Raw genomic sequence first — 10,933 nt, forward strand, 5'->3', positions numbered from 1 at the left:
CCGTCCGCGGCCCCGCAATCCGGCGGGGGGCTTAGGACGGGCGCGGTTCCCGTACGGCTTGGGGGAGGATGTACTCATGCAGCCACGGAACATGTCCATGAGCGGAGTCGTCGACCTCGCCGCCGTGAAGGCGGCCCAGGAGGCCAAGGCGAAGGCGGAGCAGGCGCGCGCCGAAGCGGCCAGGCAAGGCGGGGGCACGGTGCCCGGCGTCTCCCCGTCGAGTCTCGTCATCGACGTCGACGAGGCGGGCTTCGAGCGCGAGGTCCTGCAGCGTTCCACCGAAGTGCCCGTCGTCATCGACTTCTGGGCCGAGTGGTGCGAACCCTGCAAGCAGCTGAGCCCGCTGCTCGAAGGCCTCGCGCGGGAGTACAACGGCCGTTTCGTCCTCGCCAAGATCGACGTGGACGCCAATCAGATGCTGATGCAGCAGTTCGGCGTCCAGGGGATCCCCGCGGTCTTCGCGGTGGTGGCCGGGCAGGCCCTGCCGCTCTTCCAGGGCGCGGCCCCGGTGGAGCAGATCCGCCAGACCCTGGACCAGCTGATCCAGGTCGGCGAGGAGCGCTTCGGCCTGACCGGCCTCGTGGTGGACCCGGACGCCGAGGGCGGGGCGCAGCAGGAAGCCCCCGTCGCCGAGGTCCCCGCGGGTCCGCACGACGCCCTGCTCGAAGCCGCCGTCCAGGCGCTGGACGCGGGCGATCTGGCCGGCGCCGTCCAGGCCTACCGCAACGTATTGAACGACGACCCGGCCAACACGGAGGCCAAGCTGGGCCTCGCCCAGGCCGAACTGCTCCAGCGCGTGCAGGGTCTGGACGCGCAGCAGGTCCGCAAGGACGCCGCCGACCGTCCGTCGGACGTGGCCGCGCAGATCGCCGCCGCCGACCTGGACCTGGTGGGCGGCCATGTGGAGGACGCCTTCGGGCGGCTCATCGAGGCGGTCCGGCGCACGGCGGGCGACGACCGGGACGCCGCGCGCGTACGGCTGCTCGAACTCCTCGAAGTGGTCGGCTCGGACGACCCGCGGGTGACCGCGGCCCGCACGCAGCTCGCGCGGGTGCTTTTCTGACCGACCCCGGTCAGGTTGACCGAGCAAGTCGATCAGCCCCTGCCCGGGGCCGTTCGCTGACCAGTCTCTAAACGCTGGGGCTTGTGATGCCCAAGTGAAAATTCGCCGCACAGGCGTCACAGTGGCCGCGCTTTACCAAAACTTGGTAAACGCGGCCGCTGTTACTTGGAGTAAGTCCAGGTCAGGTTTCTGTCCTGATGTGTCCTTCAACATCCCGGTCTGTTCTTGGCCATGGGTGCACCGTCTGTGCCCGACCGATACCGGGCGGTCGTGCTTCGGTTATCGGCCCGTTACTAGCGAGTAACGAACCCCCTTGTGCGGGGGACGAGAATGCACCACGATCGGCGACGCTCGGTCCAATAACCCGCAGTCCCGAAAGCCAGTCGGGAGCGGGGTTTCTGGGTCCCCACCGAGCAGGCCGGAGACACCCCGTCGCCGGTCTAGGACAGGGGGGTCTCTGCCGTCCGGCAGGGCCTGTCCGGCAGGTTGTGCGTGTCGCGTGCGACCAGTGGTTGTCGCTCGGGGGTGATCGCCGGTGAGTGGCGCGTTTCGCGCTTCCCATGCGGGCGCTCTCCTTCCCGAGGACGTAGCGCTTCTCCCATCCCTGCCCGGCTGAGCCGCCCGAACGGGAGCAGTCAGGGCCGGAGATGTACGTCCGAGAAGGAGGAAAGTCATGGAGTCCGTGGCTCGTGGCGGAACCAGATGGAAGCGGTTCGCCGTAGTCATGGTGCCGAGCGTCGCGGCGACTGCCGCGATAGGCGTGGCCCTCTCGCAGGGTGCACTCGCGGCATCGTTCAGTGTGTCCGGTCAGCAGTTCAAGGTGACTGCCGACCAGCTCGACGGTACGGGTTTCGTCCAGTACGGGGCGCTTGACAGCGGTAAGTCGGGTAACCACCCGGTCGCCGTCGTCGGCCTCGACTCGGCCAAGATCACCAACCTGTGTCAGTCCGTCGTCGTTCCGGTCCCCGTCTTCGGCGATGTGTCGATGACCCTCAAGGCCGGCGCCAAGGGCGGCCCCAGGGTCGAGGCGAAGAAGCTTTACATCGACGCCGATGACCTGAAGGCCGACGCGACGTTCACGAACGTGGACATCGGCGTCTCGGTCGACCAGACCACCAAGGGCCCGGGCCCGTCGAAGGGCGACAAGTACGCCCCGGACTCGTTCGCGCAGCAGGCTGACAAGGTGAAGTTCACCGACGTCAAGCAGCGTGCGTGGGCGACCACGGCGGGCACCTTCAAGCTCTCTGGCCTGGGCATGTCGGTCAAGAAGGGCAAGCACGAGTGCTACTGAGGCAACTGATGCCTTAGCAGCGGCACTTCTTGCGAAACACGGCCGGGCGCGGGGACGCGACGGATCTTGAACTCAAACCGTCCCCGTGCCCGAATCCGCAGGACACACAGAACCAACGCCATTCCCCGAGGAGCTGTACGACATGAGCGCCGAAGCGCAAGTGGGACTGGGCGACAAGCTCGGCCGGATGCGCCGATCGTTCCGAGGGTGGCGCGGTCAGCGCCCGTTCTGGGGTGGTCTGCTGACGTTGCTCGGCGGCATCCCGATCATGTACTTCCCGTACGCGAACCTCACGCTCGGCACGATGACGATCCGGATGGCGACGACCGCCGGTGCCGGCTCGTTGATCATCGGCGTCCTGCTTGTCGTGCTCGGCCTGACCATGTGGTTCCAGCCGCACTCCAGGATCTTCGCGGGCGTCGCGGCGATCCTGCTCGCCCTCGTCTCTCTGGTGGTCTCCAACTTCGGCGGCTTCGTCATCGGCTTCCTGCTCGCCCTGACCGGCGGTGCCCTCGGCATCTCCTGGGCGGCCGCCAAGCCGGCGAAGAAGTCCGCGAAGGGGCAGGCCGACAGCTCCGACCACGGAGCGCCGGAGCCCGCGGCCGCGGGGGCCGCGAACGGGGTGAGCGGCACTACGGACGATCTGTCAGGAACGAGCCCGGACAACGGGACGAACGGGAGGCACCGTGCCGGCTGACGAGGTGCACCATGAGGACTCCGCGGGGCAGCCCCGCGCGAGATCCGGGCCGCGCCACGCGGCACCCAGAAAGCCGCTCCTGACCCGCCTGCACGTTCCGGCGGGCAAGGCGATAGCCATCGCGGCCATGCCGACCGCAGTCCTCATGGGCATGGGCCTGACTCCCCAGCTGGCGCAGGCCAAGCCGCAGCCGAAGAACCCCTTCCAGGACGGCCCGTGCGTCACCGCGCCGGACGAGGCGTCCAAGGACGCCGAGAAGGAAGCCGACAAGGCTGCCGAGGAGAAGGCGGAGAAGGAGAAGGCCGAGCAGGCTCAGAAGGACGCCGCCGACAAGGCCGACGAGAGCGGCAAGGACGACTCCGGCAAGGCCACCGCCGAGCCGACGCCCTCCGCCGGTGACAAGGCCGGCTCGGACGCCGACGGCTCCGACGGCTCCGACAAGGCCGAGCCGACCCCGTCGGACTCCGAGGACAAGGCCGAGGAGCCCGCTCCGGAGCCTTCCGAGACCAAGAACCCGCTGGACCCGCTGGGTGTGGGTGACGCGCTCAAGGACATCTTCACGCCCGACGAGAAGGAGTCCGAGAGCCCGACGCCGACCCCCTCGGCTTCGGAGGAGAGCAAGTCCTCCGCCGAAGAGTCCGAGGAGAAGGCGAAGGACTCGGCCAAGGACACGGTCGACGACGTCACCAAGCCCGTCAAGGACACCGTCGACGGGGTCACCAAGGACGTCGAGGACGGCGCCGACAAGGCCAAGGACGAGGTCGACAAGGCCAAGGAGGACGCCGAGAAGGCGGCCGACGAGGCTGCGGAGAAGGCCAAGGAAGAGGCCGAGGACCCGATGGCACCGGACGAGAACGGCAAGAAGCCGTTCCCGTGCGTGGTCGAGAAGAAGGTCGAAGGCGACAACGAGCAGACGCCCGCGCCGCTCCCGAACCAGCCGTGGAACCTGGAGGCCAGCTCCCTGACGCTCAAGGGCGCCGACTACCAGGGTGTCGTGAACGTGCAGACGGCCAACGGCAGCAGCAAGCAGGCCCTGAAGTACGTCGTCGACAGCACCGACATCGGCGACCTGCACCAGATCGTCGACGGCCCGAGCGGCAAGAAGTACCACGTTCAGGCCGCCAAGGGCTCCACGTCCACCATTCGTGAGGGCAAGACGACGATGTACACGGAGAGCATCTCGGGCAAGCTCTTCGGCCTCATCCCGATCACGTTCGACCCGGAGCACCCGCCGCCCCTGAACATCCCGCTGATCTACTTCACGGACGTGAAGGTCAAGCAGGCGGGCCAGTTCGGCGGCACCCTGCACATCCCCGGTCTGCACCAGACGATCACCGACTGATCTTCACCATGATCACCGGCTGATCTTCGGCCGATCTTCACCGGGAGCCGCAAAGCGCCGAGGGCGCCCCCTGGATCAGGGGGCGCCCTCAGTGTTGTTCCGGGGGTGTCAGCCGCCCAGGTGGTGCACCCGGACCATGTTGGTGGTGCCGGGGACGCCGGGAGGCGAACCGGCCGTCATGACCACGGTGTCGCCGTCGTTGAAGCGGTTGAGCTTGACCAGCTCGGCGTCGACGAGCTCGACCATCGCGTCGGTGTTGTCGACGTGCGGCACGACGTACGAGTCCACGCCCCAGCTCAGGGTGAGCTGGTTGCGGGTGTCGGCGTCGGTGGTGAAGGCCAGGATCGGCTGGGCCGCGCGGTAGCGGGACAGACGGCGGGCCGTGTCACCGGACTGCGTGAAGGCGATCAGCGCCTCGCCGCCCAGGAAGTCCGCGATCTCGCACGCGGCACGGGCCACCGAACCACCCTGGGTGCGCGGCTTCTTGCCGGGCACGAGCGGCTGGAGTCCCTTGGAGAGCAGCTCGCCCTCGGCCGCCTGGACGATCTTCGACATCGTCTTGACGGTCTCGATCGGGTACGCGCCCACGGACGACTCGGCGGACAGCATGACCGCGTCCGCGCCGTCCAGGATCGCGTTGGCGACGTCGGACGCCTCGGCGCGCGTCGGGCGCGAGTTGGTGATCATCGACTCCATCATCTGGGTCGCGACGATCACCGGCTTGGCGTTGCGGCGGCACATCTCCACGAGGCGCTTCTGCACCATCGGGACCTTCTCGAGCGGGTACTCGACGGCCAGGTCACCACGGGCGACCATGACGGCGTCGAAGGCCGCGACGACGCCCTCCATGTTGGCGACGGCCTGCGGCTTCTCCACCTTGGCGATGACGGGGACCCGGCGGCCCTCCTCGTCCATCACCTTGTGGACGTCCTTGACGTCACCGGCGTCGCGCACGAAGGACAGGGCGACCATGTCGCAGCCCATCTTCAGGGCGAAGCGCAGGTCCTCGACGTCCTTCTCGGAGAGCGCGGGCACGTTCACGGCCGCGCCGGGCAGGTTGATGCCCTTGTGGTCGGAGATGACACCGCCCTCGACGACGATCGTCTTCACGCGCGGCCCGTCCACCTCGACGACGCGCAGCTCGACGTTGCCGTCGTTGATCAGGACCTGGTCGCCCTTGGAGACGTCACCGGGCAGACCCTTGTACGTGGTGCCGCAGACGGACTTGTCGCCGGGGACGTCCTCGGTGGTGATGGTGAACTCGTCACCGCGCACCAGCTCGACGGGACCCTCGGCGAAGGTCTCCAGGCGGATCTTCGGACCCTGCAGGTCGGCGAGGACGCCGACGGCACGGCCGGTCTTGTCGGCAGCGGCACGGACGCGGTCGTACCGCCCCTGGTGCTCGGCGTGCGTGCCGTGGCTGAAGTTGAAGCGGGCCACATTCATGCCGGCCTCGATCAGCGAGACGAGCTGCTCTTCGGAGTCGACGGCGGGGCCCAGCGTGCAGACGATTTTGGAACGGCGCATGGGGGCGATCCTATCGGTTTGTTTCGCTACGGAATATTCCGTCTGGTGGAATCTACAAATGGGCGGAAGTGCGCTCAGGCGTTGCGGTGATTAATTCCTGTGAATTGCGGTTATGACGGATTGCCGACCAGTGAATAGGTCTGCTGCGCGATCTCCAGCTCCTCGTCGGTGGGGACGACGGCGACCGCGACCCGTGCGTACTCCGGCGAGATGAGGCGGGCCTCGTCGGAACGTACGGCGTTGAGCTCTCCGTCGACCGCGAGCCCCAGCTCCTCCAGACCCGCGACGGCAGCCTCCCGCACCGGCGCCGCGTTCTCACCGACCCCCGCCGTGAACGCGATGGCGTCCACCCGGCCGAGCACCGCGTAATAGGCGCCGATGTACTTCTTCAGACGGTGGATGTAGATGTCGAAGGCGAGCGAGGCGGCCTCGTCGCCCTCGTCGACGCGGCGCCGGATCTCCCGCATGTCGTTGTCGCCGCAGAGACCGACCAGACCGCTCTTCTTGTTGAGCAGGGCGTCGACCTCGTCGATCGACATCCCGCCGACGCGGGCCAGGTGGAAGACGACCGCCGGGTCCACGTCACCGGAACGGGTACCCATCACGAGCCCCTCAAGCGGCGTGAGCCCCATCGATGTGTCCACGCAGCGCCCGCCCCGCACGGCACTGGCGGACGCGCCGTTGCCCAGGTGCAGCACGATGACGTTCACTTCCTCGGGCGCCCGGCCGAGCAGCTTGGCGGTCTTGCGGGACACGTACGCGTGCGACGTCCCGTGGAAGCCGTAGCGCCGCACGCGGTGCTGGTCGGCGGTGGCCACGTCGATCGCGTAGCGGGCCGCCGACTCGGGCATCGTCGTGTGGAACGCCGTGTCGAAGACGGCGACCTGGGGGAGGTCCGGGCGCAGGGCCTGCGCCGTGCGGATGCCCGTGATGTTGGCCGGGTTGTGCAGCGGCGCCACCGGGACGAGCCGCTGGATCTCCGCGAGCACCTCGTCCGTGATGACGGTCGGCGCGGTGAACTTCAGGCCGCCGTGCACCACGCGGTGTCCGATCGCGGCGAGCTCGGGGGAGTCCAGGCCGAGCCCGTCGGCGCTCAGCTCGGCGGAGACCGCCTTCAGGGCCGCCTCGTGGTCCGCGATCGGCTCCTCGCGCTCCCGCTCCTCGCCGCCGCCCGCCAGCGGGGTGTGCTTGAGCCGCGAGGTCGCCTCGCCGATGCGCTCGACCAGGCCGACGGCGAGACGCGTGCCGTCCCGCATGTCGAGCAGCTGGTACTTCACCGACGACGAGCCGGAGTTGAGGACGAGGACGCGGGTGGCGCTCACGGGAGGAATGCTTTCTGTAGACGTCATACGGAGGTCGCGCGGGTCGTGCAGGTCACGCAAGTCATGCAGGTCACGCAGGTCATGCCGAGGGGGCGGCGGCCGGGCCCTGGGCCTGGATCGCGGTGATCACGACGGTGTTCACGATGTCCTGCACGAGTGCACCGCGCGACAGGTCGTTGACCGGCTTGCGCAGGCCCTGGAGGACCGGGCCGACGGCGATCGCGCCGGCCGAGCGCTGGACGGCCTTGTACGTGTTGTTGCCGGTGTTCAGGTCCGGGAAGATCAGCACGCTGGCCTGCCCCGCGACCTCCGAGTCCGGCAGCTTCGTTGCCGCGACCGTGGGCTCCACGGCGGCGTCGTACTGGATCGGCCCCTCGATCTTCAGGTCGCTGCGGCTCTGGCGCACCAGCTCGGTCGCCTCGCGCACCTTGTCGACGTCGGCGCCGGAACCGGACGTACCCGTCGAGTACGAGAGCATCGCGATCCGCGGCTCCACGCCGAACTGCTCGGCCGTCGCGGCGGCCTGGACGGCGATGTCGGCGAGCTGCTCGGCGTTCGGGTCCGGGTTCACGGCGCAGTCGCCGTACACGAGCACCTTGTCGGCCAGGCACATGAAGAAGACGGAGCTGACGATCGAGGCGTCGGGCTTGGTCTTGATGATCTCGAAGGCGGGCCGGATGGTGGCCGCCGTGGAGTGCACGGAACCCGAGACCATGCCGTCGGCGAAGCCGCCCTGCACCATCAGGGTGCCGAAGTAGTTCACGTCCGAGACGACGTCGTACGCGAGCTCGACGGTGACGCCCTTGTGGGCACGCAGCTCGGCGTACTCGGTGGCGAACGCGTCCCGCAGTTCCGAGTTCTTGGGGTCGATGAGCTGCGAGTCGGCGAGGTCGACGCCGAGGTCGGCGGCCTTCTTGCGGATCTGCTCGACGGGGCCGAGCAGCGTCAGATCGCAGACGCCGCGGCGGAGCAGCACGTCGGCGGCGCGCAGGACGCGCTCCTCGGTGCCCTCGGGCAGGACGACGCGGCGCTTGTCGGAGCGGGCCTGCTCCAGGAGCTTGTGCTCGAACATCATCGGCGTGACGCGGTCGCTGCTGGGGGCCTGTACGCGGCTGCGCAGGCCCGCCGTGTCGACGTACCGCTCGAAGAGTCCGAGGGCCGTCTCCGCCTTGCGGGGCGTGGCGGCGTTCAACTTGCCCTCCAGGGCGAAGAGTTCGCCCGCGGTGGGGAAGGAGCCGCCGGAGACGGCGATGACCGGGGTGCCGGGCGCGAGCCGGTCGGCGAGCTTGAGTATCGCCTCGCCGGGCTGCTCGTTCAGGGTGAGCAGGACGCCCGCGATGGGCGGCGTACCGGCGCTGTGCGCGGCGAGGGAGCCCACGACGAGGTCGGCGCGGTCGCCGGGGGTGACCACCAGGCAGCCCGGGGTCAGGGCGTTCAGGAAGTTCGGCAGCATCGCGCCGCCGAAGACGAAGTCGAGCGCGTCACGGGCCAGGCCCGCGTCGTCGCCGAGCACGACACGCCCGCCGAGCGCGTGGGTGATCTGGGCGACCGTGGGGGCGGCGAGGGCGGGCTCGTCCGGCAGGACGTAGCTGGGCACGGGGAGGCCGGTGAGGCTGTCGTGGATCTCGTCGCGGTCGGCGGGCGCCACCCGGTTGGTGACCATCGCCAGGACGTCGCAGCCCAGGCTCTCGTACGCGCGGTAGGCGTTGCGGGTCTCGGCGCGGACGGACTCGGCGGTCTGGTTCTTGCCGCCGACGACGGCTATCACGGAGGCGCCGAACTCGTTCGCGAGCCGGGCGTTGAGGGAGAGCTCGTCGGGGAGCTGGGTGTCGGCGAAGTCCGTGCCGAGCACCAGAACCACCTCGTAGTCCCTGGCCACCCGGTGGAAGCGGTCGACGAGCCGGGAGACCAGCTCGTCGGTGCCCAGCTCCGCCTGGATCGCGGAGGCCTCGTGGTAGTCCATGCCGTAGCCGGACGAGGCGTCCTGCGCGAGCCGGTAGCGGGCGCGCAGCAGATCGAAGAGGCGGTCGGGCCCGTCATGGACGAGCGGCCTGAAGACCCCCACCCGGTCGACCTGGCGGGTCAGGAGCTCCATGACTCCCAGCTCGATGACCTGGCGGCCGTCGCCCCGGTCGATCCCGGTCACGTACACGCTGCGCGTCACGCGTGCTCTCCCCTTCGTCGCTGGTCTGTTCCGCCGGCTCGGGGCTGCATGGCCTCAAGCCCGGACAAATGACCCGATATGGTTGCCGTGCCCTCTTGACAATACCTCTGTGGCTGGCTAGGTCGCCCGCCGGACAAAGGGCCCGATTAAGCGGGCCCAAAGGCCTTCTCCCCAGGATCGGGCGGAGCAGCCCCGGGCAGGGAGGACTCTTGAGGGCTCTCTGTGGCGGAAGGGGGTACCCGATGTGCGAGGGGCGGCGGCCTTGCGCGTGAACGGCATCGGGTTCGCGGCCATGAAACAATCGGACCGGCTCACACGCATCAACAGCGAGCAGGAGACACAGCACGATGCGCATCGGAATTCTCACCGCAGGCGGCGACTGCCCCGGCCTCAACGCTGTGATCCGGTCGGTCGTGCACCGAGCCGTCACGCACTACGGCGACGAGGTCATCGGCTTCGAGGACGGTTACGCGGGCCTGCTCGACGGCCGCTACCGCTCGCTCGGCCTCAACGAGGTCAGCGGCATCCTGGCCCGTGGCGGAACGATTCTCGGCTCCTCGCGCCTGGAGCGCGACCGCTTCCGCGCAGCCTGCGAGGACGCGCCCGCGCTCGCCAAGGAGATCGGCTTCGACGCCCTGATCCCCATCGGCGGCGAGGGCACGCTCACGGCCGCGAAGATGCTCTCGGACGCGGGCCTGCCGGTGGTAGGAGTACCCAAGACGATCGACAACGACATTTCGTCGACCGACCGCACCTTCGGCTTCGACACCGCGGTGGGCGTGGCCACGGAGGCGATGGACCGCCTCAAGACGACGGCCGAGTCCCACCAGCGCGTGATGGTCGTCGAGGTCATGGGCCGCCACGCGGGCTGGATCGCCCTGGAGTCCGGCATGGCGGGCGGCGCGCACGGCATCTGCCTCCCCGAGCGCCCCTTCGACCCCGCCGACCTGGTCAAGCTGGTCGAGGAGCGGTTCTCGCGCGGCAAGAAGTTCGCGGTGATCTGCGTGGCCGAGGGCGCCCACCCGCAGGAGGGCACCATGAACTACGGCGTGGGCGCGATCGACCAGTTCGGCCACGAGCGCTTCCAGGGCATCGGTACGGCACTCGCGTTCGAGCTGGAGACCCGCCTGGGCAAGGAGGCCAAGCCGGTCATCCTCGGCCACGTCCAGCGCGGCGGCACCCCGACGGCGTACGACCGCGTGCTCGCCACGCGCTTCGGCTGGCACGCGGTGGAGGCGGTGCACCGCGACGACTTCGGCCGCATGACGGCGCTGCGGGGCACGGACATCACGATGGTGCCGCTCGCGGAGGCGGTCACGGAGCTGAAGACGGTGCCGAAGGATCGGATGGACGAGGCGGAGTCGGTCTTCTAGGGGCGGCTTCCCGCGGCTTCGCGGGCGGCTTCTCGGATGGCGGCGGCTTCGCGGGTGGCGGTGGCTTACCGGGTGGCGGCGGGGCGGAGGGCTCACCCTACGCCGCCACCCCCCCCACCCCCCCCCCGCCCCCCCCCGGGGCGAAACCCCCCCC

General features: G+C 69.3%; 8 protein-coding genes. 5 read left to right on the plus strand and 3 right to left on the minus strand.

Annotated elements, in window-relative coordinates:
- Window positions 1-76: 76 nt before the first annotated feature.
- From ACQKIP_RS08000 to ACQKIP_RS08015, 4 genes are all read left to right on the plus strand, one after another.
- The gene (locus ACQKIP_RS08000) at window positions 77-1,063 is read left to right on the plus strand and encodes a tetratricopeptide repeat protein (RefSeq protein ID WP_361386692.1); all 987 of its coding nucleotides are present in this window, start codon (window positions 77-79) and stop codon (window positions 1,061-1,063) included.
- A 673-nt stretch (window positions 1,064-1,736) separates the two neighbouring features.
- A complete protein-coding gene (locus tag ACQKIP_RS08005; protein ID WP_361181320.1) occupies window positions 1,737-2,354 on the plus strand; it encodes a DUF6230 family protein in 618 nt (205 codons plus the stop codon).
- A gap of 142 nt (window positions 2,355-2,496) precedes the next feature.
- Window positions 2,497-3,051 carry a DUF6114 domain-containing protein gene (locus ACQKIP_RS08010; RefSeq protein ID WP_365860709.1) on the plus strand — a complete coding sequence of 185 codons (555 nt, stop codon included), beginning with the start codon at window positions 2,497-2,499 and terminating at the stop codon, window positions 3,049-3,051.
- Complete coding sequence (locus tag ACQKIP_RS08015) at window positions 3,041-4,393, plus strand: hypothetical protein (RefSeq protein WP_365860711.1); 1,353 nt, start codon at window positions 3,041-3,043, stop codon at window positions 4,391-4,393. Before ACQKIP_RS08010 ends, ACQKIP_RS08015 begins: the two co-directional genes overlap by 11 nt.
- A 108-nt stretch (window positions 4,394-4,501) precedes the next feature.
- Here the strand turns inward: ACQKIP_RS08015 and pyk are convergent, their stop codons facing one another.
- The 3 genes from pyk to pta all read right to left on the minus strand — a co-directional run bounded on the left by pyk (window position 4,502) and on the right by pta (window position 9,406).
- Window positions 4,502-5,920, minus strand: coding sequence for a pyruvate kinase (pyk, locus tag ACQKIP_RS08020; protein WP_365860713.1), 1,419 nt, complete (start codon window positions 5,918-5,920; stop codon window positions 4,502-4,504).
- A gap of 110 nt (window positions 5,921-6,030) precedes the next feature.
- Window positions 6,031-7,242, minus strand: coding sequence for an acetate kinase (locus tag ACQKIP_RS08025; protein ID WP_365860715.1), 1,212 nt, complete (start codon window positions 7,240-7,242; stop codon window positions 6,031-6,033).
- Between the two features lie 79 nt (window positions 7,243-7,321).
- The gene (pta, locus tag ACQKIP_RS08030; RefSeq protein WP_365860717.1) at window positions 7,322-9,406 is read right to left on the minus strand and encodes a phosphate acetyltransferase; all 2,085 of its coding nucleotides are present in this window, start codon (window positions 9,404-9,406) and stop codon (window positions 7,322-7,324) included.
- A gap of 347 nt (window positions 9,407-9,753) precedes the next feature.
- Here pta and ACQKIP_RS08035 point away from each other — a divergent pair, with 347 nt between their 5' ends.
- Window positions 9,754-10,779 (plus strand): 6-phosphofructokinase, encoded by a 1,026-nt coding sequence (locus tag ACQKIP_RS08035; protein ID WP_361181309.1) that lies wholly within the window; start codon window positions 9,754-9,756, stop codon window positions 10,777-10,779.
- Window positions 10,780-10,933 lie beyond the last annotated feature (154 nt).

Source organism: Streptomyces sp. NPDC059900 (genome assembly GCF_050270335.1).
In the GTDB taxonomy this organism is placed as follows: domain Bacteria; phylum Actinomycetota; class Actinomycetes; order Streptomycetales; family Streptomycetaceae; genus Streptomyces.

What these genes read in the sequence shown, in the direction of transcription:
- ACQKIP_RS08010 (WP_365860709.1), top strand. Translation starts at nt 2,497, where the DNA reads ATGAGCGCCGAAGCGCAAGTGGGACTGGGCGACAAGCTCGGCCGGATG.
- ACQKIP_RS08005 (WP_361181320.1), top strand. Translation starts at nt 1,737, where the DNA reads ATGGAGTCCGTGGCTCGTGGCGGAACCAGATGGAAGCGGTTCGCCGTA.
- ACQKIP_RS08035 (WP_361181309.1), top strand. Translation starts at nt 9,754, where the DNA reads ATGCGCATCGGAATTCTCACCGCAGGCGGCGACTGCCCCGGCCTCAAC.
- pyk (WP_365860713.1), bottom strand. Translation starts at nt 5,920, where the DNA reads ATGCGCCGTTCCAAAATCGTCTGCACGCTGGGCCCCGCCGTCGACTCC.
- ACQKIP_RS08000 (WP_361386692.1), top strand. Translation starts at nt 77, where the DNA reads ATGCAGCCACGGAACATGTCCATGAGCGGAGTCGTCGACCTCGCCGCC.